We start from the raw sequence: 26,861 nt of genomic DNA on the forward strand, positions 1-26,861 counted from the left end.
GCGACAGCCGTGATCAACCCACCAGTCCGCTGACCGTCGCAAGCCCGAGAAAGACGAAAAACCCCATCGAATCGGTCGTCATCGTGACGAATACCGATGACGCCACGGCCGGGTCGGCCCGCAAGCGTTCGAGCGTCAGCGGCACGACCACACCGGCCAGCCCGGCGATCAGGATGTTGGTCATCATCGCCGTGGCGATTACCGCGCCGAGTGCGGGGTGGTGGTAATACAGCGCGACCGCGGTGCCGATGACCACCGCCACGGTCGATCCGTTGAGCAGCGCGATCGTGATCTCGCGCCGGATAGCGCGCAACGTGTTCGATTCGGTAAGCTGGTTGGTGGCGAGCGCGCGCACCGTCACCGCCATCGTTTGCGTCCCCGCATTGCCGCCGACACCGGCGACGATCGGCATCAGCGCGGCAAGCGCGACCATTCGGCTGATCGTGCCTTCGAACAGCGTGATGACGGTCGCCGCGACCAGCGCGGTGGCAAGGTTGGCGATCAGCCAGCGCACCCGCGCGCGGTAGCTGTCGAGGATCGGTTCGTTGATGTCGCCCTCGCCCGCACCCGACATCAGCAGCGCGTCCTCGCCGGCTTCCTGCGAGATGATATGCACGACGTCGTCGGCGGTAATCATGCCGACCAGCCGCCCGCCGCCATCGACAACGGCCGCGGAGATAAGCGCATATTTCTGGAAGCGCAGCGCGACCTCTTCCTGATCCATGTCGACCGGGATCAGCGTCTGTTCGCGCTTCATCACGTCGCCCACCAGCACGCTGCGCGGGGCGCGGAGAATCCAGGAAAGGTGACAGGTGCCGAGCGGGTGGTGGCCCGGATCGACCACGAAGATTTCCCAGAAATCGGTGGTCAGTTCCTCGTCGCCGCGCAGATAGTCGATGACGTCGCCGACGGTCCAGTGTTCGGGCACCGCGATCAGCTCGCGCTGCATCAGGCGGCCGGCCGATTCCTCGGGATAGCTGAGCGCTTCCTCGATCGCCGCGCGGTTATCGGGGTCGAGCGCGCGCAGCACCGCGCGCTGCCCGGCCTCGCCGAGATCCTCGATGATCGCGACCGCGTCGTCGGTATCGAGTTCGGCGGCCATGCCGGCGATCTGTTTCGGATCGAGCGATTCGACGAGCGCATCGCGCACCCAGTCGTTCATCTCGGTCAGCACTTCGCCGTCGATCAGGTCGCCGATCGCAGCGACGAGCGCAGGCCGTTGCTCGCCCGGCGTCAGCTCGATCAGGTCGGCAATGTCGGCCGGGTGCAGCGGCTCGACCTTTTCGCGCGCAGCCTCGCCATCGCCTTCTTCGACCGCGTCGAGCACCGCACGGACGAAATCGGCCTTCAGCCGGTCGTCCTCGTCAAGCTCGCTCTCGGGCGTCTCGACGGGGTCGGAAAGCTCGGTCTCGCTCATGGTCCGGACCTCCTTTCCCGTTGCCCCGTGCCGGTCTAGCGATCACGCCGCGGCCTGCCAATCGTGCAAAACAGGGCGGCAGCAGAAACTTTTCAACGGCGCCAAGAAGATAGCAGAATGTGCCCCGAATCGGTGCATTCCCGGGGCCTGTCGATAGCCGCTTTGCGCGGTTCACGCGGTTGTTGCAAACGGCTCGCGATATCCCTACGGGCCGGTTTCCACTAACCGGAGTATCGCTTGCCCATGTCCGACGCCAACAACACGCTCGTAATGACTCTCGAGGGTGGCGACGTCACGATCCGCCTTCGCCCCGATCTCGCGCCCAAGCATGTCGAACGCATCTCGACGCTCGCCGACAAGGGCTTTTACGATGGTGTGGTGTTCCACCGCGTGATCGACGGCTTCATGGCGCAGGGTGGTGATCCGACGGGCACCGGTACCGGCGGTTCGGACGAGCCCGACCTGCCCGCCGAATTCAGCAAGGAACCGCATATCCGCGGCGTCTGTTCGATGGCGCGGACGATGGATCCGAACAGCGCGAACAGCCAGTTCTTCATCTGCCTCGACGACGCGACGTTCCTCGACGGTCAGTACACCGTCTGGGGCGAAGTCACCTCTGGCATGGAACATGTCGACGCGCTGCCCAAGGGCGAGCCGCCGCGTGAACCGGGCAAGATCGTGAAGGCGCGCACCACCGCGTAAAGAATGCGCCGGCGCCGGCCCTATTCGGGTTCGGCGCCGAACGCTTCCAGCACCCAGTCGTGAAACAGTTTGACCGGTCGCTGCGCCAGCGCGCGCGGCCGGCAGACGAACCAGTAGCTGTAGCTGCTTTCCACCTCGATATCGAACAGCCGCACCAGCCGTTCGTCATGCGCAGCGTTGAAATGCGCCTCGAGCATGAAGGCGATGCCGAGACCCTGCGCCGCGGCTTCGAGCATCAGCGACCCCGAATCGAAATGATCGACCGCCCCCGGTTCGAGATCGGGCAGGCCGACGGCGTGACGCCAGGCGACGAAGGTGTCGGGCATTTCGCGGTGCAGAAGCGCGGTCTGGCCCTTCAACTGCTCGGGCCGGGTTACCGGATCGTCGCCTTCGACGAGCGACCGCGCGCCGATCACATAGACCTTGTTGCGGTCGAGTCGGCGGGCATAGATCGACGGGTCGATATCCTGGGCGAGGACGATCGCGGCATCGAGTCCGTCGCCCAAGCGGGCGAGGCCGTGCCCGGCGGTATCGACATCGAGGTGAAGCTCGGGATGGCGCTTACGCAGGTCGGGCAGGCGCGGCAGCAACTGCTGCGTCGCATATAGCGGCAGCACGCCGAGGCGCAGGCGGAGAATGTCGAAACTGGTCGTCATTTCCTCGACCGCATCGGCCATCATGTCGAGCGCGGGCGCGACCCGCGACAACAGACGCTCACCATCGGCATTGAGCACCAATGCCTGATGTCGTCGTTCGAACAGCGACTTGCCGATAAAGCGCTCGAGCGCCTGGACGCGGCGGCTGAGCGCAGGCGAGGACAACGCGAGTTCGTCGGCGGCGGCCTTTATCGAACCGAGCCGGGCGACATGGACGAACGCCTCTATGGCGGTCAGGGGCGGGAGTCTGCGCATCGCCGATTATTGTGCGCCGCGTCAGGACGATTGCAAGCAATGATAGTCTGTTTCACGGTTGTTACCGCTATCAAGTTGCAATTATGTAAATCGCGAAAAGCCTTTTCGCACTTGCACAAAACTCTGCTGCACTGCACATAGGACAGGCCTTTCAGGCATCCTCTCCTAAACCTTTTCAAGGCCGGCCCCTCGGGGCTGGCCCTTTTTTTGTCCGCCGCCGCCCTCGTCATCGCGGAACCGCGACCCTATGTCACGCGTCCCCGGGACGCGAGAACAAGAGGAGCCGGCATGGCCGACGACGAGTCCACCCCCCAGAGCTTGCAGGTTGCCAACGCCCGGTCGGAAGACTCGGGACGAAGTCTTGCGCACCTTCCGCGCGCCGTGATGGCCGCGCTGGGCGTGGGCGAGGGCGATGTGGTCGAGATCGTCGGCAAGCGCGCGACGCCAGCCTTCGCCGTCTTTCCCTATTCGGAGGACGAGGGGCTGGACATCATCCGCCTCGACGGGCTTCAGCGCGCCAATGCCGGCGTCGGATCGGGCGACATGGTCGAAATCCGCAAGGCCGACGCCAAGCCCGCGACTCGCGTGGTGTTTGCACCGGCGCAAAAGAATCTGCGGCTTCAGGGCTCTGCCGAGGCCATCAAGCGGACCTTTGCCGGGCGCCCGCTATGCCAGGGCGACGTCGTTGCCACGGTCGGGCAGAAACCGGTCGGCAATATCCCGCCCGAGGTTGCACGCCACCTCCGCGCGCCGGCCTATGCGCTTCAGGAAATCCGTCTCAACGTCGTGTCGGCAAGCCCCAAGGGCGTCGTCCATATCGACGCCGATACCGAGGTCGAGCTGCGCACCGATTACGAGGAAGCGCGCGAAAGCCGCCGCGCCGATGTCACCTATGACGATATCGGCGGCATGGCCGCGACGATCGACCAGCTTCGCGAGATGGTCGAGCTGCCACTGCGCTATCCCGAACTGTTTCAGCGGCTTGGCGTCGACCCGCCCAAGGGGGTGCTGCTCCACGGCCCGCCCGGAACCGGCAAGACCCGGCTTGCGCGCGCCGTCGCCAACGAATCGGATGCTGAATTCTTCCTCATCAACGGGCCCGAGATCATGGGTTCGGCGTACGGCGAGTCGGAAGGGCGGCTGCGCGAGGTCTTCGAGAACGCATCGAAGTCGGCGCCGTCGATCGTCTTCATCGACGAGGTCGATTCGATCGCACCCAAGCGCGACCGCGTGCAGGGTGAGGCCGAAAAGCGGCTTGTCGCACAGCTTCTGACGTTGATGGACGGGCTGGAAGCGCGCACCAACCTGATCGTGATCGCGGCAACCAACCGGCCCGAGGCGATCGACGAGGCGCTGCGCCGACCGGGACGCTTCGACCGCGAGATCGTCGTCGGCGTGCCCGACGAACGCGGGCGGCGAGAGATACTGGGCATTCATACGCGCGGCATGCCGCTGGGCGACGAGGTCGACCTCGATGAGCTGGCACGCACGACTTACGGCTTTGTCGGCGCCGACATCGCGGCACTCGCGCGCGAAGCGGCGATCGAGGCGGTGCGCCGCATCATGCCGAAGCTCAACCTGACCGACGGGACGATTCCGCCCGAAGTGCTCGAGAATCTCTCGGTCGAACGCAGCGACTTCCTCGAGGCGCTCAAGCGTATCCAGCCCTCTGCCATGCGCGAGGTGATGGTCCAGGCGCCCAAGGTTCGCTGGGACGATATCGGCGGCCTCGACGATGCGCAGATGCGGCTGAAGGAAGGCGTCGAACTGCCGCTCAAGGAACCCGACGCCTTTCGCCGGCTGGGAATTCGGCCCGCCAAGGGTTTCCTGCTCTATGGCCCGCCCGGAACCGGCAAGACGCTGCTCGCCAAGGCGGTCGCGCGCGAGGCGGAGGCGAATTTCATCGCCACCAAATCGTCCGACCTGCTGTCCAAATGGTATGGCGAAAGCGAGCAGCAGATCGCGCGGCTGTTCGCGCGGGCGCGACAGGTATCGCCCTGCGTGATCTTTATCGACGAGCTCGATTCGCTTGTCCCGGCGCGCGGCGGCGGGCTGGGCGAGCCGCAGGTCACCGAACGCGTCGTCAACACCATCCTCGCCGAAATGGACGGGCTAGAGGAATTGCAGTCGGTGGTCGTGATCGGCGCGACCAACCGGCCCAATCTGGTCGATCCGGCGTTGCTGCGCCCCGGCCGCTTCGACGAGCTCGTCTATGTCGGCGTGCCCAATCAGGATGGCCGCGAGCGCATCCTGAAGATCCAGTCGCAGAAGATGCCGCTGGCCGACGATGTCGATCTGCGCGCGATCGCCGCGGACACCGATCGCTTCACCGGTGCCGATCTGGAAGATGTGGTGCGCCGCGCCGGCCTGATCGCGCTGCGCGAATCGCGCGACAACACGCAGGTGTCGATGACGCATTTCCGCGCCGCACTGAAGGAATCGCGCGCATCGGTGACGCCCGAAATGGAGCGCGATTACGAGCGGATGGCGGCAAAGCTGAAGCAGGAGGCGGTGTCGATCCAGCCGATCGGTTTCATCGCGCCGGGACAGCTCGAACCGCGCGACGCGGTGAAGGGCGGCGACGGCGACTGACGGTGCTGCGCCGATTCAGTCCGCCGGTTCGACCTCGGCACCGCTGCGCAGCGTGAAAAAGCCGTAGGCGAGCGTGGCGACGAGGGCCGCCGCCGCGACCCAATAGGGCAGCGGCCGCCACAGTTCGTACATGCCGACGCCGATCGACGGGCCGAGTACGAACGATGCGCCGTTGATCGAGGTTACCTTGCCCGCGACCGAACCTTGCGCCGCAGCGCCGACCGCAAGCGACGACCCGGCGGTGAAGCCCGGCCGGGCAAAGCCGAAGCCGAGCGCGGCGAGCGAATAGCCGATCGCGATGGTGTAGAGCGATGTTGCGGTACCGGTGATGAGGCACCCCAGCGCGCCGAATACCGCGCCCGCCAGCACCAGCGTGCGCGGTGCGAGGTTGAGGATCGGGATGATCCCCCATTGCGCAAGCAGCGCCGAGCCCGCACCCATCATCAGCACCATGCCGGTCGGTTCGATCGCCTCCATCGGCGAGACGTTCAGCCGGTCGATGACGAGAAATCCCATCGTCTGGCTGACCATCACCTGCGCATGGCCCGCGACGAGGCCGACGACGATCCAGCTGCGGATGCGGCGGTCGAAATAGCCGACAGGCTCGGCACGCTCGGCGGTCGCGGCAGTGATGCTCGCGCCCGAACTCTGGCCGCCGATCGAAGGGTAGCTGGCGGCGGCACCGTGCACGCCGTCCTGATCGTCGCGCGGGAGCATGCGGTGCGCGAAAAACAGCACGCCAAGCCCGAACAGCGCGAACACGAAGGCCGGGCTGGCCAGCCCCACGCGCACCGGGCCGAGATATTCGAACACGACATAGGGCGCGATCGCGGGACCGAGGATCGTACCCAGGCCGAACCCCGACGACAGCAGCGTGAGCGCGCGCGTGCGTTCGTCTCGCGTCGTCTGCCCGGCGACCACGGCCTGCACCGCGGGCGGTGCCGCCGACCCGAACGCGCCGTAGATCATTCGTCCGCACACGAAGAGCAGGAAGGCGGTGGTCGGCGCGATCCACCCGTTGATGCCCGCCGCGAGAAAGCTGCCGCACAGCACCAGCGACAGCGTGAACCCGCTGATGCCGAGCATGACCATCGCACGCCTGCCATGCCGGTCGGAACGGTTGGCCCAGAAGGGCGCAGCGATCACCCATAGCAGTGCCGACACCGAAAATGCCGCCGCAACCGCGCTATCGACGACGCCCAGCGACCGGCCCAGCGCGGGAAGCACCGATTGCAGCGCGGTATTGCCCGCCGCCGTGGTCAGCATGACGGTGAAGAGCAGCGCGAAGACCGCCGGGGGACGACGCGCGTTCACGGCGCAGTCCAGTCATACGCGCGCTCGACCTCGGCCACGGTGATCGAATAGGACCGGTACCAGCGATCGCGCCCGAGCTGTCGAATGCGGCTATGTTCGGGATGATCGCGCCACGCGCAGGCGCTTTCGCGGTCCTGCCAATAGCTGACCGTGATCCCCACCCCGTCGGCTCCGCGCACGCTTTCGAAACCGGCAAAGCCCGGCTGAGCGGCGGCGAGCGCCTCCATCTGCGCGGCGGCGCGATCATAGCCGACGCCGTCGTTCGCGGTCCGCCGCGAGGTGAAGATCACCGCTATCTGACCCCTGCGCCCCCTGCCCATAAGTCAGGCCTACGGCCTTTCAACGCAGCCGCCAAGCACGCCATGTCCGCCACAGACCCGCTTGATTGTTCGGGCCAGTTTTGCGACGGAGCGCGAACGCCACCATATTGGGGGCACGCAATCACGGGATCGACATGCATTCACCCTCCACCACCGCCGCCCGCAAGGGCGCCCGGCGCAACGGCACTCCGTCGCCCTGGGCAATGTTCTTCCAGGGGTTCCTGAAACATCCGGTGATGGTCGGCTCGGTAATCCCGTCCTCGAACAAGCTGATCCGCAAGATGCTTGCGCCCGTCGACTGGCAGGCGACCAAGCTGTTCGTCGAATACGGCCCCGGCGTCGGCACCTTCTGCCAGGCGATTCTCGATCGGCTCGGCCCCGATGCGCATTATATCGCGATCGACACCAACGCCGATTTCATCGGCTATCTGCGCGACACCATCCACGATCCGCGCTTCTTCGCGGTGCAGGGGTCGGCCGCCGATGTCGACAAGATCATTGCCGAGCACGGCCATGAAAATGCCGATTACGTGCTGTCGGGACTTCCCTTTTCCACGCTGCCGCCGGGCATCGGCGATCGTATCGCGATGAAGACCGCGCAGGTGCTGCGCACCGGCGGCGCGTTTCTGGTCTATCAGTTCTCGCCCAAGGTGAAGGACTTTCTCGACCCCGAATTCGAGCGTATCGACCACGATATGGAATGGTGGAACATCCCGCCTGCGCAGCTCTACTGGGCGTGGAAGGACTGAGGTCCGGGCGACCATCGGCACGCCAGCGCACGGGAACGAACCCGGTAGCGGCGCGTAGCTGATACCAGACCCCGCCGAATTCCCGTCGGGCCATTGCCGGTTTGCGGGAGATCGATGCTGCAACATCAAGCCTGTGTGAACGCCGTCGCGTCGGCGGTTCCCGATCAGGATGTCCACGGCGCCTTTATCGGCTGGGCACGGGACAGGCTGTCGAACCCGCGCGAGCGCAAACTGTTCGACCGCATGGCCGAACGCTCTGGAATCGCGCATCGCTGGTCGGTTCTGCCGCAGACCGAAGCGATGGTAAGTCCCGTTGATCCGGGCGGGTTCTATGCAGGCGGCATGCCCGGCACCGCCAGCCGGATGGCGATTTATGCCGAGGCGGCTCCCGAACTGGGAATCGCAGCGATCGGGCGCTTGCGCGAAAAATGCTCGCTGGACGGCATCACGCATCTGGTCGTGGCGAGCTGCACCGGCTTTGTCGCGCCGGGTATCGACCAGATCATTGCGCGTCGCATCGGCCTGCTGCCCTCGGTCGAACGGCTGCTGATCGGCTTCATGGGCTGTTATGCCGCGGTGTCGGCGCTGCGCAGCGCGCGGCACATCGTCCGGTCGGAGCCCGATGCCCGTGTACTGGTGCTGTGTGTCGAGCTGTCCTCGCTCCACCTGCAGGACAACGACACGCTCGAGCCGTTGCTCGCCATGCTCCAGTTCGGCGATGGCGCGGCGGCAGCGCTCGTAACGGCGGAGCCGGCGGGGCTGGTGCTCGGCGACCCGTTCGCGACCACGCTCCCCGATTCGGACTCGCTGATCCGCTGGGACATCACCGATCGTGGCTTCGCGATGCATTTGTCGGGAGAAGTTCCGGGGCGGATCGCCGAGGGGCTGAGCGACGCGGCCTTCGCCGACGCCGCGACCGGCGGGCGCGAGCCGGGCGAGATCGACGGCTGGGCGGTGCATGCCGGAGGCCGGTCGATCCTCGACGCCGTCGAGCGCGGCTTTGCGCTCGATGCGAATGCGCTTTCGGTTTCGCGCTCGGTACTGCGCGATTTCGGCAACATGTCCTCGGCAACGCTGATGTTCGTCCTCGAACGGCTGATGACGGGCGAGAAAATCGAAAACGGCGTCGCCCTCGCCTTCGGTCCCGGCCTGGCCGCCGAGGGATTCGGCTTCCGGAGCGCAACGTGAGCAGCCTCGCGACGCGCGCCATCGCCGAGGAACAGATGGACGACCCCGACCTCGATGCGAACACCTATCACGCGGTGCTGGCCGACCTCGCCAGGGTCAACCGGGTCACGATGGCGGCGCGGCCGACACTGTCATTTCTCGACAAGGCGGTCGACAATCATGCGCGATTCCGGCTGCTCGACGTCGGATTCGGCGATGGCGACATGCTGCGCCGCATCGCGCGCTGGGCAAGGAAGCGGGGAAAAGCGGCTGATCTGGTCGGAATCGACTGCAACCCACGCAGCGAGGCGGCGGCAACCGCGCATACCGCACCCGATTTGCCGATCGTCTATCGTACCGGAGATTATGTCGATCTGGCGGACGAGCCATGGGACATCATCGTGAGCAGTCTGGTCGCGCATCACATGTCGCATGACGAACTGGTCGCCTTTCTGCGCTTCATGGAGCGTCATGCGTCGCGCGGCTGGCTGGTCAACGACCTGCATCGACACCGTTTCGCGCATTGGGGCTATCCGGTTCTCGCCCGGATCATGCGCTGGCACCCCATGGTGCGCGCTGACGGCACACTGTCGATCGCGCGCAGCTATCGACAGCACGAATGGTCGCCGATCCTTGCCGAGGCCGGGGTTGCCAATGCGCGCGTCTACCGCGCCTTTCCGTTTCGCCTATGCGTATCACGCCTCCGCTGATCCTGGGCGGCGGACCCGCCGGGGCGGTTGCCGCGATACGGCTCGCGCGCGCTGGATTCCCGCCGCTGGTCATCGAACGCACGGTCGAACCGGGCGACGCGCTGTGCGGAGGCTTTCTCAGCTGGCGGTCGATCGAGACGCTTGCGCGGCTGGGCATCGATCCGGCGCTGCTGGGCGGCGAGGAGGTTTCGCGCGTCCGGCTATTCGCCGGAAAACGCTCGGCCGAAGCCGCACTACCGCGCCCCGCGCGTGGCATCTCGCGACGACGCCTCGATTCGTTGCTGCTCGACGCAGCGGCGCAGGCAGGCGCCAAGGTCGAACGCGGCGCCGGAGTCCGCGTCCTGGAGGACGACAGCGTTCGGCTGGACGACGGTGCAACGCTTCGCAGCGAGACCATCTTTCTCGCCACCGGTAAGCATGATCTGCGCGGGGCGATGCGGCCCGCCGATGCGCGGGGAAGCGATCCCGCAATCGGCCTGCGCACGCGTTTCGGACCCGCCCCCGGGCTGTCGCGCATGCTGGACGGCGCGATCGAGCTGCATCTGTTCGATCGCGGCTATGCCGGTCTGGTGCTCCACGAGGACGCGAGCGCCAATCTCTGCATGGCGGTACACCGGTCGCGGCTCGCCGAAGCGGGCGATGCGGAAGCGCTGCTCGCGGCGATTGCTGGCGAATGTCCCGACCTCGCGCGTCGCCTCGAATATCGCGAAGCCGGTACCGCCATCGATGCGGTTGCCAATGTCCCCTATGGCTGGCGCGCGACCGGGACCAGGTCCGGGCTGTTCCGGCTCGGCGATCAGGCTGGCGTCATTCCGTCGCTGGCAGGCGAGGGCATGAGCATCGCCGTGGCGAGCGGGCTGTACGCGGCAGGCGCATGGCTGACGGGCGGTGCGGGGGCGGCCCCCGGCTATCAGCGCGATTTCGCCGGGCGCATCGCCCGGCCGCTGGCCGTGGCCGGCATGATTCGCGACCTTGCCGAAGCGCCGGCCACCGCGCCGTGGATGGTTCGGGCCGCATCATGGTTGCCGCCGATCGTCGGTGCAGCCGCGCGTTTGACGCGGGTTAACCAAGAAGTGATTGACGAAGCGCTGGCCGCGCCACACATCTAGCCGGTCATGAACCAGATCAACCTGTCCGAGTCCGAATGGCGCCAGAAGCTGACGGCAGAACAATATGCCGTGCTGCGCGAGGCGGGCACCGAGCCTGCCTTCACCGGACGCTATACCGATAACAAGGCCGACGGCATCTATCACTGCGCGGCGTGCGACAATGCGCTGTTCGACAGTGCCGACAAATATGATTCGGGTTCCGGCTGGCCCAGCTTTACCCGTCCGATCTCGCCGGATTGCGTGACCGACCATAGCGATGTCAGCCACGGCATGACGCGCACCGAGACGCGTTGCGCCTGTTGCGACGGGCATCTTGGCCACGTCTTTCCCGACGGGCCGCCGCCGACCGGCTTGCGCTATTGCATCAATTCGGTGGCGCTGGAATTCCGCAAACGCCCCGAGGCGAGCGACGGAACGAACCGATAGCGGCTTGTGACGCACCCGATTAACGCGTAATCGGGGAGTTCCTGCGATGGCGAAAACTCCCCGATCCCGAAAGAACAAGAAGAAGGCACCCCGCTGGCGGCGGATTGCTTTCTGGACCATCGGCACTGGCGCGGTGGCCGGACTGGTCGCACTGATCGCGCTGGTCATCGCCGTCTATTCGACCGAGGCGTCGCTGCCGAGCTACAGCCAGCTCAAATCTTCGCCCAACGGTCAGATGATCCGCGTCCATGCCGCCGATGGCAGCGTCATCGTGTCGCTGGGGCCGAGCTACGGCCAGTGGCTGTCCTATGACGATATTCCGCCGATCATGCGCAAGGCGATGGTTTCGGTCGAGGATCGCCGCTTCTATTCGCATATCGGCATCGACCCGATCGGCCTGATCCGCGCGGCAAAGGTCGCCTATGTCAATCGCGGCACCGGACGGCGCATCCAGGGCGCTTCGACGATCACGCAGCAGGTCGCGCGAACGATCTTCCTCTCGAACAAATATGATGTCGGCCGCAAGATTCGCGAGGCCGTGCTGGCGCTGGCGCTCGAACGCAAGTTCAGCAAGGACCAGATCCTCGAACTCTATCTGAACAAGGTATATTTCGGCGGCGGCGCGTACGGCATCGACGCGGCCTCGCGGCGGTTCTTCGGCCACCCCGCCACGCATCTGAGCCTGGGCGAGGCCGCGATCATCGCCGGACTGGTGAAGGCGCCGTCGCATTATTCGCCGACCGCCGACATGGACGCCGCGCGCGGTCGCGCCGGAGTCGTGCTCGACCTGATGGTCGATACCGGCGCGATCACCCGCGCCGAAGCGCAGACCGCCGATATTCAGGACCTGAAGATGGTGCCCGAGCCGAACCGCAATTCGGTGCGCTATTTCACCGACTGGGCACTGCCGCAGCTCGAGGTGCTGATCGACGAGAACCAGGCACCCCTCGACGTGTGGACGACGCTCGACCTGTCGATGCAGCGCGCCGCTGATGCCGCGATCAACGCCAATGTGCCCAAGGGCGCGCAGGGTGCGCTCGTAGCGCTCGACCGCGACGGCGCGGTGCGCGCGATGGTCGGCGGCAAGGACTATGTCTCGTCGACCTACAACCGCGCCACGCAAGCGCTGCGACAGCCGGGATCGTCGTGGAAGCTGTTTGTCTATCTTGCCGCGCTGGAGGCGGGGTACAAACCCGACGACACGGTGGTCGACGAACCCGTCACGATCGACGGCTGGAGCCCGCATAACGACAATAACCGCTTTGCCGGGCCGATCTCGATCCGCTCCGCCTTCGCCTATTCGGTCAACACCATCGCCGCGAAACTGGGCCAGGCGGTCGGGTTCGGCACCGTCGCGGATATGGCGCGCCGGTTCGGCATCACCACCGACATCAACACGCACCCGGCGATGGTGCTGGGATCGTCCGAGGTCCATCTGATCGACATGACGCGCGCCTTCGCATCGGTGTCGCAGCGCGGCATCGCGGTCACGCCGTTCGGCATCACCCGCGTCACCGCCAACGGCAAGGTCATTTATCAGCATGAGGTCGATACCTCGCGCGTGCTCGTCGCGCCCTATGTCGCGGCGGAAATGACCGACCTGCTCCAGACCGCGGTCGCCACCGGCACCGGACGCAATGCGCAGATCGGCCGCCCCGTCGCGGGCAAGACCGGTACGACCTCTTCGAACAAGGATGGCTGGTTCCTCGGCTTTTCGAGCGGGATCACGACGGGCGTATGGATGGGCAAGGACAATGCTGATCCGGTGCGCGGCCTGTACGGCGGCACCGCACCCGCGCGCGCCTTTGCCGACTTCATGAAAAAGGCCGTGGCAAAGCGCCCTGTCGAACAGTTCGACACGCAGGTCACGCTGCCCGACTGGCAAATGGAGCCCGACGCCGAATCCTATTATGGCGAGCCCGACAATGGCCTGTTCGTCGATGAAAACGGCAACCCCATGGGGCCGGACAGCGGCTATCCCGGCGGATCGACGCCGCCCGCCGATGCCTTCCCGGTCCCGCAGGATTCATTGCAGCCACAACAGCAGCAACAGCCCCAACCGCAACCGCAGGCGCCTGAGCGGCTCGATCAGCGCTGGATCGACCGCGTGACGGGCCGGACCTCGAACCCGCCGCCTCCGCCGCCATCGCGGCGCAATCCCGCACCGGCGCCGACATCGACGCCGCAACCGGGCGGCGCCGATCAACAGCGCCAGCCGCAGCTATCCGATCAGGATTCGCGCCCGAACCAGTGAAGCGCCGCGCCGTGCGTGCGCAGCCATTGCCGCGCAGGACTCGGGTCCTCGCCATAGATTTTGGCGACGAGCGCGTGAAAGTCGGGGCCGTGGTTCATATGGACCCGGTGTGCGACCTCATGCGCCACGGTCGCACGCCGTACCGCCGTCGGCGCGAGGATCAGCCGCCAGCTATAGCGAATGCCGCCACGGGAAGAGCAGCTTCCCCAGCGTGAACGCGGATCGCCGACCGAAACGCGCTCTACCGAAACCCCCGCGCGTTCGGCGAATTCTTCCGTCTCCGCCGATAACAGCGCCAGCGCCTCGCCGCGCAGCCAGCGCTCGATCCGGCGCTCGAGCCCTTCTCGCGGGCCGCCGCAGCGCAGGATGCCGTCGATGATCGCTGGCCGTCGAGCGCCGCGTTCGCACCAGTCGATGCGAACCGTTTCGCCGGCAAAGGGCAGCTCGGCACCGGGCACGAAGGGGCGCGGTTGGGGCAATTGCGCGCGCTGCGCCTCGATCCAGCCGCGCTTGCTCTCGGCCCAGGCGCGGGCTGCACGTTCGGAGGCGCGGCGAGGGATCGTCAACCGGACCGCCCCGGTCGCAGGATCGACCGACAACCGCGCAGAACGGGCGCGCGGATGACGCACGACCTCGATCGCTTCGTTCATAGCTCGCGGTCGGTCATATGATGTTCGAGGTCTTCGGCCTCATCCTCCGAAACGGTCCAGCCGCGCGTCGATTCGCCCGCGCGGTGGACAGCCTCGCGGTCGCCGCAGACCAGATAATGCCAGTCGGGGAGTGGCTTACCCTCCGCGCGCAGGCGATAGGCGCAGGTCGAGGGGAGCCAGCGAAACGTCGCGGCGTCGCGAGGCGTTAGCCGGATACAGTCCGGGACATGCGCATGGCGATGGCGATAATCGCGGCACCGCGCGGCTTCGGTGTCGAGCAGGCGGCAGGCGACATTGGTTGCCGCAAGTGCGCCCGTATCGGCATCTTCAAGCTTGTGGAGGCAGCATTTGCCGCACCCGTCGCACAATGCCTCCCACTGCGCGCGGTCGAGCTGGTCGAGCCGCGTATCGCCTTCCCAGAACCGATCGCTCATCGCACCCAGCGCTTGAGCACCGCCTCTACCGCATCGGGCGATTCGTCGACCGGCACGAGCGCGATGGGATCGCCATTGGGGCTCATCAGATAGGCGGTGGTGCTGTGGTTGACGAGATATCCCTTGGTGCCCTCGCTGGGCGGCACCTTCTTGAAGAAGATGGCATATTCCTTCGCCGTCCTTGCAATCGCATCTTCACTGCCGGTCAGGCCGACCAGCCGCGGATAGAAAGCCGATACGAACTGCTTGAGCACATCCGGCGTGTCCCGCGCGGGGTCGACCGAAACGAAAATCGGGACGATCTTTTTCGAAATCGCCGGATCGTTCTTGTCGAGATCGCGCATCGCGGTACCGAGATTCTGCATGTCGACGGGGCAGACATCGGGGCAATAGGTATAGCCGAAATACATGATCCGGTATTTGCCCGCGAAATCGGCCTGGGTGACGGTCCTGCCATCCTGGTTGACCAGCGTGAACGGGCCGCCGATCGAAGCGCCGGCAAGCGGCGGCGCCTGGTCGCGAGCGGGTTCGGACGACGCGCCGCAACCCGACAGGACGAGCGCAACGGCAAGGGCGAATACGCGAAGGTTCCGATGGTCCATGACAGCGCCAGCCATGATCTGTTAAGCTTCGCTGCGCAAGGTCAGACACAGTTTTACCGGGGATTCTCGCCAGCCATGAAGTACCGCGTCCTGCCGCTCGCGCTTGCCGCAGCGTTGATCGTTCCCGTCGCCACGCCGGCTGCCGCGCAGCATTATTCGAACAGCTATAATTTCCTGTCGGGCGTGAAGGACAATGACGGGAACAAGGTCACAGAAGCGATCAACAACAGCAATGGTCGCGTGGTCAATGCCAAGGACCCGAACAGCGGCGAAGGGGCGCTCCACATCGTCGTGAAACAGAACAACGCCACCTATCTGCGCTTCCTGCTCGCCAAGGGCGCCGATCCCGACATTCAGGACAAGGACGGCAACACCCCGGCGATCCTGGCGGTCGAAAACGGGTTCGACGGGGCGATCGATATCCTGGCGCGCTATCACGCCAACTTCAACGTGGCGAACGACCGCGGAGAAACACCGCTGATCCGCGCCGTGCAGATGCGCGACCTTGTCGCGGTGCATGCGCTGCTCGATGCAGGCGCCGACCCCGACCAGACCGACAATATCGCAGGCATGTCGGCGCGCGATTATGCCAAGCGCGACGGCCGGTCGCCGCAGATCGTCAAGGCGATCGAAAACGCACCGAAGAAGAAGAAAGCCGACGATATTATCGGGCCACACCTCTAGGGCACCCGTCAGAAACCGGTATCGACATCCGGGTCGATCGTGCCGAGCAATCGCCGCGCGGCGCGGCGGCCGAAGGCGAGCGTGCATTTCTTGCGTGTGGCGGCGGCGATCGGCTCGCTGCGCGCTTCGCGAAGGATCGCTGCGTCATATTGATCGGCGACGATGACCCCGGCACGGTCGGGCAGAAAAGCCTCGCTATCGAGCGGTGCGGTGTCGAACCCGGCGGGCACCGCCCAGAAGAATCGATCGCAATGGGCGAGATAGTCGGTCCATTTGCAATCGCCGAGCATGTCGGCACGCGAAACCTTGATCTCCACGATGATAATCCGCCCGCGCGAATCGAGCGCCATCAGGTCGGCGCGCCGCCCGTCGGACAGCGGAACCTCCGCCATCGCGGTGTAATCATGCCGCAACAACATGCGCGACACGCCGCGCGCGACATCGATTGCGGTTAGCGTGTCGGACGCTGACGAGGAAAGGGTGGACGAAGCCGAAGCCATGTCCACCCCGATAGAACATTACACGAACGAAGGGAAGCGGGCGATTGCCCGCCCGCAATCCTCGTCAGCGGTAGAAGATGTGATTTCCGACGGTGCCGACCTTCGCCAGCCGCCAGTGCGGGCTGACATAGCGCGCATGAAAGAACAGCGCATTGGGCACCGGGCTGTCCCAAAGCTTCTGACGCGCGACGCGCGCCACGGCGACCGCAGTCTTCCAGGCACGGCTGTGCGTACGCGCACGCGGCAGGCGGCCGTGACGGACGAACGAGAACTGGCTGCGCTGCGTCAGCACCGAACAGACCGAACCGGGAAAGCGCGCCGATTGCGCGCGGTTGAGGATGACATCCGCAACCGCGAGCTGCCCCGCGAGCGGTTCACCCTTCGATTCGAAATAGACGCCGATCGCGAGGCATTTGAGCTCGCGGTCGAGCGTTTCGGGCATCGCCTGTGCGGCCACGGCCTCCGAAAGGCTGGCGAAATCCTGATCGTCACCGGTCGGCGCATCCGATGCGGCGTCGGCGGACCCGTCATGGTCATTGTCGTCGGGCGTCAGCGACGCCGGAACGATGGGCGGCGGCGGAATGGGAACTCCTGTGGCCGGCGCCGCGTTAATGGTCGCATCGGGTGTCTGATCCAGTTCGAGCGCGCGGCCCGGGCTGGTGAAACCGGTGGAACCAATAGCACAAAAAGACACAGCCGCGATAATCGCGGCGCGTAGCGTCGTTTTCATCGATATTCAGTTCAATGCGGTGGTGTGCGGTACGGCTGTAAACACGTCTTTGGGGCCGTCCGGACTTCCCCCCGACTGCGTCACCGGCTCGGAATCGCACTCCTTACCGGCGCAACGCGCCAAACAGTGGCGGGCCTAATCGTTTCGCTGGCGACCAAAGTCAACCCGGTAATAATATTTCAGCGGCGAATCGTTCCGCCTCCGCGATATCCAGTTCGACGATCCACAGATCGGGGTCGCTCCTGCGCCGCTTTTGCCGGTAGCTATCTATTTCATCGGCATTTTCCGAATCGCGCGGTCCCGACCGCAGCAGCTGGACCGTGCCATCCGGCCCGATACCACGTTCGAAAAAGCGCGGATCGGCTCCCCGTTCGAGCGCGAGAACCAGGATCGCTCCGGCATTTTCATCGCCGCGCGCGAGCAGCGTCGCGTGCCCGCCGGCTGCCTGTACGTGCCGCATCAGCGCCTTTACCAGAACGCCGCTGGCAACGCGCGCGCTCATTCGGAGCGATAGCCGTCGAGTGTGGCGAGCGCGATGCGCGAGCGCATGAAGGTGCCGGTGCCACGCGCGGCCTCTTCGCCATCGGCATTGATCAACCGCGCATCGGCAACGAAAACACGGCGGCGACCGCTGATCCAGCGCCCCTCGGCAATGACGGGGCCCGCCTTTAACGGGCGGGTGAGGAGGAGGTTGAACGCCGTCGTGAGCAGAAAACGGTCGGTGACGAGGCTGTTCGCGGCATAGAAGGCGGCATCGTCGAGCATCTTGAAATAGCTCGTGCCATGCGCGGCGCCGGCAGCGTGATAATGCCGTTCCTCGATGTCGAAACGGATACGCGACACGCCGCTCTCGACGATTTCGAGCCGCGACTCGAACAGCCCGTTGATCGGCGCCGCCGCATATAGCGACTCGAGCGCGCGGAAATGCGCCTCTTCGCCGAGCAACTCGGGCGCGATGTCGTCAGACGGCTTCACAGGTCTCCAGATCGGCGAGCATTGCATAGAGCGCGTCACGCGAACCCGCGCCGCGCAACTTGTCGGCAAAGGCGCGGTCGCGCAGCGCCCTCGCGATCCGCGCCAGCGCCTTCAGATGGTCCGCCCCGGCATCGGCCGGCGACAGGAGCAGGAATACGAGGTCGACAGGCAGGTCATCAACCGATTCGAAGTCGATCGGTGCTTCGAGATGCAGCACCGCGCCGACGATCCGGTCGAGTTCCTTCGGGCGGGCGTGGGGAATCGCGATCCCTGCGCCACAACCGGTCGAAACGAGCTTTTCGCGTTCGGTCAGCGCCTCTGTAATGGCGCGGGCGTCGAGCCCCCATTGCTCGGCAGCAAGCTGGCCGAGCTTGTGAAACAACGCCTTGCGATTCGCTACGCACACCTCCGAAAACACCGTTTCCGGGGTAATCAAGTCGCTAAAATCTGTCATTTTCGGTCCGGTCTGCCACCCGAAGACGGCGAACAATTCCCCGCTTGCCGTTATTTGGCGCGATCGGGTTCGACCCAACCGATCGACCCGTCGCGGCGCCTATACACCATATTATGGGCGCCGGTACCGATATTGCGGAACAGAAGTGCACTGGTATCTCGCAGGTCGAGCATCATCACGGCATCGGAAACGCTGGCGTCGGGGATATCGACACGCGTTTCGGCGACGATCACCGGCGCATCGCTGGCCTCTTCGTCGGCATGATCCGAATCGAAGACGGTATAGGCTGCATTGTCATAGGCGCCGGCATCGACGGAGGCGCCCGCCTTGCGGTCCTTCAGACGCCGCATATAGCGGCGGAGCTGCTTTTCGATCTTGTCGGCGGCGCCGTCGAACGCGCCATGCGCGTCCTGGCCGTCATTGCTGCCCTTCAGGACGAGACCCTGCATCACATGCGCGACGATATCACAGGTGAAGCCATTGTCGTGCGGCCCCTTTCCGAAGGTCGCGTGCGCCGCGATGGCGCGGGAGAAATATTTATCGGCGATACCCTGGAGCCGGTCCTCGACATGTTCGCGAAGCGCTTCGCCGGTGTCGACCTGATGACCCGAAACCCGGATATCCATAATTTCCTCCTGATATGTTTACTCGGACTTGGGAACGCGCGCGAACGCCGTCAAGCGGACGCCCAGAGCGGGTCCCTGATATCTTCCATGAACGCGGCATGGCGGGAAAGTTCCTCCGCCGAGGGTGCAAAAACGCGCGCGGGGCGAACGACGCTGCGCGGAACAGCGGACGTTTCGGGTTCGGGCGCGCTTTCCGCGACAAGGCCGAGGCCGATCTGGCGCCCTCCAGTCAGCTCGACATAGACCTGCGCGAGCAATTGCGCGTCGAGCAGCGCCCCGTGCAGCGTGCGCCGACTGCGATCGATCCCGAACCGCACGCACAAAGCATCGAGCGTGTGCTTGGCACCGGGATGCTTGCTGCGCGCGAGCACCAGCGTGTCGACCATGCGGTCGAGCGGAATATGGTCGCGCGCGCACTTGCCGAGTTCGCCGTTCAGAAAGCCGAAGTCGAAGCTCGCATTGTGCGCAACGAGCGGGCTGTCGCCGATAAAATCGAGCAATTCCTCGACCTGATGCGCAAAGAGCGGCTTGTCGGCCAGGAAGCTGTCGCCCAGCCCGTGCACCGCAAAGGCCTCTGCCGGCATGGCGCGCTCGGGATTGAAATAGGCGTGGAAGACGCGTCCGGTCTCGACGCGGTTTATCATCTCGACACAGCCAATTTCCACCAGCCGGTCGCCGCCGGAAAAGCTGAGCCCCGTCGTTTCGGTGTCGAAAACTATTTCACGCATGGCGCGATTATTCACCCACTTCGCGCCGCAGGCAAGCGATCAGACGGCGTACCTCCGCGCGCGCGTGCTCAATCTCGCCGCCGGTGTCGATAACATGGTCTGCGCGGGCGCATTTTTCGGCATCGGGCAGCTGTCGCGCGCGGATCGCGGCGAATTTTTCCCGCGTCATGCCCGGCCGCGCGAGAACGCGGCGTTCCTGTACGTCGGCGGGCGCGGATACGACGACGATCCGGTCGACATTTGCCTCGCCACCCGTTTCGAACAGCAGCGGAATGTCGAACAGGACGATATCGGTGTCACGGTGTTCGGCGAGAAAGCGCGCACGTTCTTCGGCGACCGCTGGGTGGATGATCGCCTCGAGCCGTTTCATCGCTTCGGGGTCTTCGAACACCGCCGCGCCCAGCGCCTGGCGATCGACCCCCGATTCGCCGGTCACACCGGGAAAGGCCGCCTCTATATCCGCAAGCGCCGCACCGCCCGGTCCCTGCATGCGGTGAACGGCGGCGTCGGCATCGAACACGGGAACGCCTGCATCGGCGAACATCGCGGCGACGGTCGATTTTCCCATTCCGATCGAACCGGTAAGGCCCAGGATCAGCGGATGGCGGTTCATCGCGTCAGCAGGTCGCGCAGCTCGTCGTCGCGATCGCGCGGCGGTTCTGCGCCGAACAGGATCTCGAACGCGAATGCGGCCTGGCCGATCAGCATTTCAAGCCCATCGACCGTGTCGAGTTCGCGCGCATGCGCCGCGGCCAGCAGCGGCGTTTCGAGCGGAGCATAAACGATGTCATAGACCACCGCGTCACCGGGAAGCGGCGACAGGTCGATTTCGAGCGGCGGCTGACCGGTCATGCCGAGCGAGCTGGTGTTGACGAGAAGCGCCGCTGCCGGAAGTGACGCATCGAGCGGCAGCACGTCACCCTTCAGCCCGAATGTCGCGAGCAATCCCATTGCCTTCATCGGGCTGCGGTTGAGGATCGTCACGCGCCCGACATCCATTCGCGACAGCGCGAACAGCACCGCACGCGCCGCGCCGCCTGCCCCGACGATCGCGACATGCGCTCCTTCAAGCGGGAGGCCGGCGATCGGGGCATAGAAACCCGCCGCGTCGGTATTGGTGCCGATGATCGCACCGTCCTCCGCGCGCGTGGCTAGGTTGATCGCACCGATCGTCTGCCGCACCCCGCCGCGATCCTCGACATGGTCGAGCGCTGCCTGTTTGTGCGGCAGCGTGATGTTGCACCCGCGCCAGTCAGGATCGGCGCGGCGCTGAACAAAATAGTCGCCGAGCGCGTCGGCGGCGACATGGGTGGCACGGTATTCGGCATCGATCCCGAGCGCATCGAGCCAGAAATTATGGATCAGCGGCGATTTTGAATGCGCGATCGGATCACCGATCACCTCGGCATAGGGTTTCGCGGACGAAGGCGATGACGTCATGACTGCAATATTTCCCTGGTCCGCAGATAATCGAGGATCGGCAGCAGCGGCATGCCGAGGATGGTGAAATGATCGCCGTCGATGCGCGAGAATATCTGCGCGCCCATCGCCTCCAGCCGGTAACAGCCGACACAGCCCGAAATCGCCGGCCATTCGGCATCGAGATAGGCGTCGATAAAGGGGTCCGACAATGGCCGGACGTGCATCCGGGCGCGCTCGACATGACGCCATACCGGCCGCCCGCCCTCGGCAATCACCGCCGCGCTGATGAGGTCGTGTCGCGTGCCCGACAGCATCGTCAGATGCGCGCGCGCCTGATCGCGATCGGCGGGCTTGTCGAGCAACGTGCCGTCTTCGAGCGCGACGACCGAATCGCACCCCAGCACCAGCGCGTCGGGCCTGCGGCCACTGACGCGCAGCGCCTTCAGCTCGGCAAGCGCATCGGCGAAATCGCGCGGCCCCAGTCCTTCACCCGCCAGTGTCGCCTTGGCCGCGTCTTCATCAACTCCGCTGACCATGGCTTCGTGCGGGACGCCGGCGGCACTCAGCATCGCCCGCCGCGACGCGCTTTGCGAGGCGAGGACCAGGGTCACGATCCGCTCGCCTTGATACCGTGTTCGTTGCACAGCTTGATGATCGCAGCGGCGGTTTCCTCGATCGAACGGCGGGTCACGTCGATCACCGGCCAGCCATTGTCGGAGAACATCCGCCGCGCATGGGCCACTTCACGCGTCACCGCGTCCTGATCGACATAGGCGGTTTCGGTCTTTTCGTTGAGCGTGAGCAATCGGTTGCGGCGAACCTGGATCAACCGCTCTGCGCTCGTCGTCAGTCCGACGACCATCGGATGTTTCAGGCCGAACAGCTCCTGCGGCGGCGGCGATTCGATGACGATGGGGATGTTGGCGGTCTTGTAGCCGCGATTGGCGAGATAGATCGATGTCGGCGTCTTCGACGAACGCGACACGCCCGCAAGCACGATATCGGCTTCCTCCCAATCCTCCCAGCCGATGCCGTCGTCATGCGCGATGGTGAACTGAATCGCGTCGACGCGCGCGAAATAGGCGGCGTCGAGCGTGTGCTGCCGCCCCGGCCGCGCCTTGGCTTCCTGGCCGAGCAGGTTGGACAGCGCATCGTTGACCGGATCGAGCGGCGCCACCGCGGGCAGGCCCATCGCCCGACACCGCGCCTCCAGCGTGCGGCGGATCTCGCTGTTGACCAGCGTGAACAACACGAGTCCCGGATTTTGCGAAATCTCTTCGAGGATACGCTCGAGATGCGCCTCGCTCCGCACCATCGGCCAGAAATGCCTGAGCGTTTCGACATCGTCATACTGGGCGAGTGCAGCCTTCGCGATATTCTCCAGCGTCTCGCCGGTGGAATCGGAAAGCAGGTGCAGATGGAGCCGCATCGCCATGTCAGGACAAGCCTGTGGAAAACATGCGGATAGCAGCTAGCGTAACCTGCCCCTCTCGCCAAGCATGCGATTTCCGTGGATAGCCGCACCGATTTTTCCACACGCCATCGACAGAGGCTCCAGCGTTCAACAGCCTGTGGATAACGGGGATCGCGAAATGGAATCGCAACCTGTCGGCGGGTCGGTACGAGTCAAGCTGTTGGCATTATCGGCAGAGAGTCATAAGCCCCGTTTTCCACGGCCCAACATCCTCCAACATCCTTTTCAAGATTCTTTATTATTTAGATGGAAAGAGGTTCGACCCTGACCGAGACCCCGAAATCGCTCCTCGCGACGCTGCGCGGGGAAAAGCAGGCAGTGCCGCCGATCTGGCTGATGCGTCAGGCCGGACGTTACCTTCCCGAATACCGTGCGCTTCGGGCCGAGAAGGGCGGATTCCTCGATCTTGTGAACGATAGTGCTGCCGCCGCGGAGGTGACGCTCCAGCCGATCCGCCGCTTCGGCTTCGACGGTGCGATCCTGTTTTCGGACATTCTCGTCATTCCACAAGCGCTGGGCCAGACGCTGTGGTTCGAAGCAGGCGAGGGGCCGAGGCTTGCACCGCCGTTGGATGGCGCCGCGGCGATTACCGCGCTGGGCGACGACGATCCCGATATGCTGTCGCCGATCATCGAGACGGTTCGGCTGGTGAAGCAGGATCTGCCCGACGCGGTGACGTTTCTCGGCTTTGCAGGAAGTCCATGGACGGTGGCGACCTATATGATCGCAGGCCAGGGCAGCCGCGAACAGGCGGAGGCGCGCAGGCTCGCCTATGCCGATCCACAGGCGGTGGTGATGCTGATCGAGCGGATCGAGGCGGCGACGATCGCTTATCTATCGCGCCAGGTCGACGCGGGGGTGGAGGCGGTGCAGTTGTTCGACAGCTGGTCGGGCAGCCTGTCGCCGAGCGAGTTCGAACGCTGGGTCGTGGCGCCGACCGCGCGCATCGTCGCCGCGCTGAAGCAACGCCATCCGGACACGCCGGTCATTGGTTTCCCAAAGGGGGCGGGGGGCAAGCTTGCCGCCTATGCCCGCGAAACCGGGGTCGATGCGATCGGGCTCGACGAGACGGTCGATCCGCGCTGGGCGCATCGCGAATTGCCGGCGGGTCTGCCGGTTCAGGGCAATCTCGACCCGCTCGCGCTGATTGCGGGCGGAGCGCGGCTCGATGAAGAAATCGACGCGGTCCTTGATGCCTTTGCCGATCGCCCGCATATCTTCAACCTCGGTCATGGGATCCAGAAGGACACCCCGATCGCACATGTCGAACGCCTGATCGCGCGAATCCGCGGGGAGAATTCATGACCAACTGGCTTGGCGAGGCCTATCTGTGGGTAAAGGCCGCGCACGTCATCTTCGTCATCTTCTGGATGGCGGGGCTGTTCATCTTTCCGCGCTACCTCGTCCATCACCAGGAAGGGTTGGGTGATCCGACCGAGCCGGCGCGCTGGGAAGCGCGCGAGGCGAAGCTGCGCAAGATGATCCTGACCCCCTCGCTGGTGCTCGTCTGGGTGCTGGGGCTGATGCTGGCCGCCAATATCGGCATGTTCGACGGTGCCGGGGGGATGGGGTGGCTCCATGCCAAGATCGCGCTCGTCGTGCTCCTGACGGGTTATCACGGCTGGATGGTCGGCTATTCGAAGCGGCTTGCGGCAAAGAAGCCGACGCTGTCGCCGCGCACGCTGCGGATGCTCAACGAACTGCCGGCGATCTTCGTCACGCTGATCGTCATTCTGGTGGTCGTGCGGCCCTTCTGATCCGGGGCGCGCACGCGCGTTGCGCTTGACTTGGAATCGGAGCGACCTTAACTCGGCACTATCCGTCGCGCGGGCATTGCGATCGCGCGCCGCGACCTTCCTTACATTGCCGTGACCGTGCGTCCGCACATTCGAACCGGCTCCCCCGATTTCCCAGACGGAAAAACTTCGATGCATCTCAAGGACCTGAAGAAGAAAGCACCGGCAGAGCTGGTCGAAATGGCTGAAAAGCTCGGCGTCGAGGGCGCCTCGACCATGCGCAAGCAGGACCTGATGTTCGCGATTCTCAAGGTCGAGGCCGAACAGGGCGAACAGATCATGGGGCTGGGCACGATCGAGGTGCTGCCCGACGGTTTCGGTTTCCTGCGCAGCCCGGAGGCGAATTATCTCGCCGGTCCCGACGACATCTATGTTTCGCCCAACCAGGTCCGCAAGTTCGGTCTGCGCACCGGCGACACTGTGGAAGGCGAGATCCGCGGCCCCAAGGACGGCGAGCGCTATTTCGCGCTGACGAAGCTGCTCAAGGTCAATTTCGACGATCCCGATGCGGTCCGCCACCGCGTCAACTTCGACAACCTGACGCCGCTTTATCCCGAGCAGAAGCTGACGCTCGATCCGCAGGACCCGACGATCAAGGACAAGTCGGCGCGCGTGATCGATATCGTGTCGCCGCAGGGCAAGGGGCAGCGTGCGCTGATCGTGGCGCCGCCGCGCGTCGGCAAGACCGTGCTGCTGCAGAACATCGCCAAGGCGATCACCGACAATCATCCCGAGGTGTTCCTCATCGTGCTGCTCATCGACGAGCGGCCCGAGGAAGTCACCGATATGCAGCGTTCGGTGAACGGTGAGGTCATTTCCTCGACCTTCGACGAACCCGCGCAGCGCCACGTCCAGGTCGCCGAGATGGTGATCGAAAAGGCCAAGCGCTTGGTCGAGCACAAGAAGGATGTCGTGATCCTGCTCGATTCGATCACGCGCCTCGGCCGCGCCTACAACACCGTCGTTCCGTCGTCGGGCAAGGTGTTGACCGGCGGTGTCGACGCCAATGCGCTCCAGCGCCCGAAGCGCTTCTTCGGTGCCGCCCGCAATATCGAGGAAGGCGGTTCGCTGTCGATCATCGCCACCGCGCTGATCGACACCGGCAGCCGTATGGACGAAGTCATCTTCGAAGAGTTCAAGGGCACCGGCAACTCCGAAATCGTTCTCGACCGCAAGGTCGCCGACAAGCGCATCTTCCCGGCGCTCGACGTCGGCAAGTCGGGCACGCGCAAGGAAGAGCTGCTCGTCGACAAGGCGACGCTCTCGAAGATGTGGGTGCTGCGCCGTATCCTCATGCAGATGGGTACGATCGACGCGATGGAGTTCCTTCTCGACAAGATGAAGGATTCGAAAACCAACGAGGATTTCTTCGACTCGATGAACCAATAAGGTTCGTTGGGAGTTGTTGCCGGGATGATCGATCTGATCGCATCTACCACGGGCGGCGGCATGGGATCGCCGGCCGAGATCTGGCAGCATATCGTCGCCGATTTTTCCAACATCACCGGCCCGTCGGAACTCGCCGCGTTCCTGCAGGTGTTGACGATCGACGTGATGCTGGCGGGCGACAATGCGATCGTCGTCGGTTCGCTCGCCGCCGGGCTTCCCGCGCAGGACCGCAAGAAGGTCATTGCGATCGGCATCATCGCAGCGCTGGTGCTGCGCATCGCCTTCGCGCTGACAATGACCTATCTGATGGGCATTGTCGGGCTGATCTTTGCCGGCGGGATCCTGTTGCTGTGGGTCGCGTGGAAGATGTGGCGCGAGATTCGCCACGGCGCGATCGGCGAGGAAGGCGAGGGCGCCGCCATTTCGCCTTCAAAGACCTTTGCTGCCGCCGCCTGGTCGGTCGCGATTGCCGATGTTAGCATGAGCCTCGACAACGTGCTTGCGGTTGCCGGTGCGGCGCGCGAGCATCCAGGCATCCTGATGATCGGGCTGATCCTGTCGGTTGCGCTGATGGGGCTGGCGGCGAACTTCATCGCCAAGATCATCGATCGCTATCGTTGGATCGCATATATCGGCCTGATCGTGATCCTCTATGTCGCGCTACGCATGATCTATGAGGGCGTGCTCGATCACGATGTCGGAATTCTGCAGCTGCTGATGTAGCAG

At 64.9% G+C, this 26,861-nt stretch carries 31 protein-coding genes; 13 read left to right on the forward strand and 18 right to left on the reverse strand.

Annotation, left to right across the window (positions count from 1 at the left end; all coding sequences use genetic code 11):
* Nucleotides 1-13: 13 nt before the first annotated feature.
* Complete coding sequence (mgtE, locus tag J7S20_RS10655; RefSeq protein ID WP_284054215.1) at nt 14-1,417, reverse strand: magnesium transporter; 1,404 nt, start codon at nt 1,415-1,417, stop codon at nt 14-16.
* A gap of 243 nt (nt 1,418-1,660) precedes the next feature.
* On the opposite strand from mgtE, the gene J7S20_RS10660 reads away from it, so the two are divergent.
* A complete protein-coding gene (locus tag J7S20_RS10660; protein WP_284054216.1) occupies nt 1,661-2,119 on the forward strand; it encodes a peptidylprolyl isomerase in 459 nt (152 codons plus the stop codon).
* Between the two features lie 20 nt (nt 2,120-2,139).
* Here J7S20_RS10660 and J7S20_RS10665 read toward each other — a convergent pair whose 3' ends face one another.
* Nucleotides 2,140-3,030, reverse strand: a complete 891-nt coding sequence (locus J7S20_RS10665; protein ID WP_284054217.1) for a LysR substrate-binding domain-containing protein — start codon at nt 3,028-3,030, stop codon at nt 2,140-2,142.
* 288 nt (nt 3,031-3,318) lie between these two features.
* Between J7S20_RS10665 and J7S20_RS10670 the strand changes: the two genes are divergently transcribed.
* Nucleotides 3,319-5,622 (forward strand): CDC48 family AAA ATPase, encoded by a 2,304-nt coding sequence (locus J7S20_RS10670; RefSeq protein ID WP_284054218.1) that lies wholly within the window; start codon nt 3,319-3,321, stop codon nt 5,620-5,622.
* 15 nt (nt 5,623-5,637) lie between these two features.
* On the opposite strand, the gene J7S20_RS10675 is transcribed toward J7S20_RS10670, so the two are convergent.
* Together J7S20_RS10675 and J7S20_RS10680 are read right to left on the reverse strand one after the other, a co-directional pair.
* Nucleotides 5,638-6,888, reverse strand: a complete 1,251-nt coding sequence (locus J7S20_RS10675) for an MFS transporter (protein WP_284054580.1) — start codon at nt 6,886-6,888, stop codon at nt 5,638-5,640.
* 44 nt (nt 6,889-6,932) lie between these two features.
* Nucleotides 6,933-7,226 (reverse strand): antibiotic biosynthesis monooxygenase family protein, encoded by a 294-nt coding sequence (locus J7S20_RS10680; protein WP_347709231.1) that lies wholly within the window; start codon nt 7,224-7,226, stop codon nt 6,933-6,935.
* A 164-nt stretch (nt 7,227-7,390) separates the two neighbouring features.
* Between J7S20_RS10680 and J7S20_RS10685 the strand changes: the two genes are divergently transcribed.
* The 6 genes from J7S20_RS10685 to J7S20_RS10710 all read left to right on the forward strand — a co-directional run bounded on the left by J7S20_RS10685 (nt 7,391) and on the right by J7S20_RS10710 (nt 13,671).
* Entirely contained in the window at nt 7,391-8,005 is a 615-nt protein-coding gene (locus tag J7S20_RS10685; RefSeq protein WP_284054220.1) for a class I SAM-dependent methyltransferase, read from the forward strand.
* Between the two features lie 114 nt (nt 8,006-8,119).
* Nucleotides 8,120-9,193, forward strand: a complete 1,074-nt coding sequence (locus tag J7S20_RS10690; RefSeq protein ID WP_284054221.1) for a type III polyketide synthase — start codon at nt 8,120-8,122, stop codon at nt 9,191-9,193.
* Nucleotides 9,194-9,228: 35 nt separating this feature from the next.
* A complete protein-coding gene (locus J7S20_RS10695; RefSeq protein ID WP_284054581.1) occupies nt 9,229-9,882 on the forward strand; it encodes a methyltransferase domain-containing protein in 654 nt (217 codons plus the stop codon).
* Nucleotides 9,861-10,991 carry an NAD(P)/FAD-dependent oxidoreductase gene (locus J7S20_RS10700; protein WP_284054222.1) on the forward strand — a complete coding sequence of 377 codons (1,131 nt, stop codon included), beginning with the start codon at nt 9,861-9,863 and terminating at the stop codon, nt 10,989-10,991. The genes J7S20_RS10695 and J7S20_RS10700 overlap by 22 nt, the downstream gene beginning before the upstream one ends.
* Nucleotides 10,992-10,997: 6 nt before the next feature.
* Entirely contained in the window at nt 10,998-11,417 is a 420-nt protein-coding gene (gene msrB, locus J7S20_RS10705) for a peptide-methionine (R)-S-oxide reductase MsrB (protein WP_284054223.1), read from the forward strand.
* 46 nt (nt 11,418-11,463) lie between these two features.
* On the forward strand, nt 11,464-13,671 hold the full coding sequence (locus tag J7S20_RS10710; RefSeq protein WP_284054224.1) for a transglycosylase domain-containing protein: 2,208 nt from the start codon (nt 11,464-11,466) through the stop codon (nt 13,669-13,671).
* Here the strand turns inward: J7S20_RS10710 and J7S20_RS10715 are convergent.
* The 3 genes from J7S20_RS10715 to J7S20_RS10725 are packed head-to-tail and all read right to left on the reverse strand — an operon-like array spanning nt 13,647 to nt 15,372.
* On the reverse strand, nt 13,647-14,321 hold the full coding sequence (locus J7S20_RS10715; RefSeq protein ID WP_284054225.1) for a M48 family metallopeptidase: 675 nt from the start codon (nt 14,319-14,321) through the stop codon (nt 13,647-13,649). The two genes, J7S20_RS10710 and J7S20_RS10715, sit on opposite strands and share 25 nt — an antisense overlap.
* Nucleotides 14,318-14,755 (reverse strand): YcgN family cysteine cluster protein, encoded by a 438-nt coding sequence (locus J7S20_RS10720; RefSeq protein ID WP_284054226.1) that lies wholly within the window; start codon nt 14,753-14,755, stop codon nt 14,318-14,320. The genes J7S20_RS10715 and J7S20_RS10720 overlap by 4 nt, the downstream gene beginning before the upstream one ends.
* On the reverse strand, nt 14,752-15,372 hold the full coding sequence (locus J7S20_RS10725; protein WP_284054227.1) for an SCO family protein: 621 nt from the start codon (nt 15,370-15,372) through the stop codon (nt 14,752-14,754). Before J7S20_RS10725 ends, J7S20_RS10720 begins: the two co-directional genes overlap by 4 nt.
* A 60-nt stretch (nt 15,373-15,432) precedes the next feature.
* Between J7S20_RS10725 and J7S20_RS10730 the strand changes: the two genes are divergently transcribed.
* Nucleotides 15,433-16,041 (forward strand): ankyrin repeat domain-containing protein, encoded by a 609-nt coding sequence (locus J7S20_RS10730; RefSeq protein ID WP_284054228.1) that lies wholly within the window; start codon nt 15,433-15,435, stop codon nt 16,039-16,041.
* A gap of 8 nt (nt 16,042-16,049) precedes the next feature.
* Here the strand turns inward: J7S20_RS10730 and J7S20_RS10735 are convergent, their stop codons facing one another.
* The 11 genes from J7S20_RS10735 to J7S20_RS10785 all read right to left on the reverse strand — a co-directional run bounded on the left by J7S20_RS10735 (nt 16,050) and on the right by J7S20_RS10785 (nt 22,905).
* Nucleotides 16,050-16,541 (reverse strand): MmcB family DNA repair protein, encoded by a 492-nt coding sequence (locus tag J7S20_RS10735; protein ID WP_284054229.1) that lies wholly within the window; start codon nt 16,539-16,541, stop codon nt 16,050-16,052.
* 64 nt (nt 16,542-16,605) lie between these two features.
* The gene (locus J7S20_RS10740; RefSeq protein ID WP_284054230.1) at nt 16,606-17,271 is read right to left on the reverse strand and encodes a cell wall hydrolase; all 666 of its coding nucleotides are present in this window, start codon (nt 17,269-17,271) and stop codon (nt 16,606-16,608) included.
* A gap of 160 nt (nt 17,272-17,431) precedes the next feature.
* Nucleotides 17,432-17,773, reverse strand: a complete 342-nt coding sequence (locus tag J7S20_RS10745; RefSeq protein ID WP_284054231.1) for a DUF1491 family protein — start codon at nt 17,771-17,773, stop codon at nt 17,432-17,434.
* Nucleotides 17,770-18,273 (reverse strand): PaaI family thioesterase, encoded by a 504-nt coding sequence (locus J7S20_RS10750; RefSeq protein ID WP_284054582.1) that lies wholly within the window; start codon nt 18,271-18,273, stop codon nt 17,770-17,772. The genes J7S20_RS10745 and J7S20_RS10750 overlap by 4 nt, the downstream gene beginning before the upstream one ends.
* Nucleotides 18,233-18,700 carry a PTS sugar transporter subunit IIA gene (locus J7S20_RS10755; RefSeq protein WP_284054232.1) on the reverse strand — a complete coding sequence of 156 codons (468 nt, stop codon included), beginning with the start codon at nt 18,698-18,700 and terminating at the stop codon, nt 18,233-18,235. The genes J7S20_RS10750 and J7S20_RS10755 overlap by 41 nt, the downstream gene beginning before the upstream one ends.
* A gap of 50 nt (nt 18,701-18,750) precedes the next feature.
* Nucleotides 18,751-19,326: a ribosome hibernation-promoting factor, HPF/YfiA family gene (hpf, locus tag J7S20_RS10760; RefSeq protein WP_284054233.1), complete on the reverse strand. Its 576-nt coding sequence runs from the start codon at nt 19,324-19,326 to the stop codon at nt 18,751-18,753.
* 50 nt (nt 19,327-19,376) lie between these two features.
* Complete coding sequence (gene dnaQ, locus J7S20_RS10765; RefSeq protein ID WP_284054234.1) at nt 19,377-20,054, reverse strand: DNA polymerase III subunit epsilon; 678 nt, start codon at nt 20,052-20,054, stop codon at nt 19,377-19,379.
* A 7-nt stretch (nt 20,055-20,061) separates the two neighbouring features.
* Entirely contained in the window at nt 20,062-20,667 is a 606-nt protein-coding gene (gene coaE / locus J7S20_RS10770; RefSeq protein WP_284054235.1) for a dephospho-CoA kinase, read from the reverse strand.
* Nucleotides 20,664-21,494: a shikimate dehydrogenase family protein gene (locus J7S20_RS10775; RefSeq protein ID WP_284054236.1), complete on the reverse strand. Its 831-nt coding sequence runs from the start codon at nt 21,492-21,494 to the stop codon at nt 20,664-20,666. The genes coaE and J7S20_RS10775 overlap by 4 nt, the downstream gene beginning before the upstream one ends.
* Nucleotides 21,491-22,087, reverse strand: a complete 597-nt coding sequence (locus J7S20_RS10780; protein WP_284054237.1) for a Maf family protein — start codon at nt 22,085-22,087, stop codon at nt 21,491-21,493. Before J7S20_RS10780 ends, J7S20_RS10775 begins: the two co-directional genes overlap by 4 nt.
* Nucleotides 22,084-22,905: a pyruvate, water dikinase regulatory protein gene (locus J7S20_RS10785; RefSeq protein WP_284054583.1), complete on the reverse strand. Its 822-nt coding sequence runs from the start codon at nt 22,903-22,905 to the stop codon at nt 22,084-22,086. Before J7S20_RS10785 ends, J7S20_RS10780 begins: the two co-directional genes overlap by 4 nt.
* 291 nt (nt 22,906-23,196) lie before the next feature.
* On the opposite strand from J7S20_RS10785, the gene hemE reads away from it, so the two are divergent.
* The 4 genes from hemE (at nt 23,197) to J7S20_RS10805 (ending at nt 26,858) form a co-directional block, all read left to right on the forward strand.
* Nucleotides 23,197-24,255: a uroporphyrinogen decarboxylase gene (gene hemE / locus J7S20_RS10790; RefSeq protein ID WP_284054238.1), complete on the forward strand. Its 1,059-nt coding sequence runs from the start codon at nt 23,197-23,199 to the stop codon at nt 24,253-24,255.
* A complete protein-coding gene (locus tag J7S20_RS10795) occupies nt 24,252-24,707 on the forward strand; it encodes a CopD family protein (RefSeq protein ID WP_284054239.1) in 456 nt (151 codons plus the stop codon). Before hemE ends, J7S20_RS10795 begins: the two co-directional genes overlap by 4 nt.
* Before the next feature lie 171 nt (nt 24,708-24,878).
* Nucleotides 24,879-26,135 (forward strand): transcription termination factor Rho, encoded by a 1,257-nt coding sequence (gene rho / locus J7S20_RS10800; protein WP_284054240.1) that lies wholly within the window; start codon nt 24,879-24,881, stop codon nt 26,133-26,135.
* 24 nt (nt 26,136-26,159) lie between these two features.
* Nucleotides 26,160-26,858: a TerC family protein gene (locus J7S20_RS10805; protein ID WP_284054241.1), complete on the forward strand. Its 699-nt coding sequence runs from the start codon at nt 26,160-26,162 to the stop codon at nt 26,856-26,858.
* The last annotated feature ends 3 nt before the right edge of the window (nt 26,859-26,861 follow it).

The organism is Stakelama marina (genome assembly GCF_018122655.1).
Classification (GTDB): domain Bacteria; phylum Pseudomonadota; class Alphaproteobacteria; order Sphingomonadales; family Sphingomonadaceae; genus Sphingomonas; species Sphingomonas marina.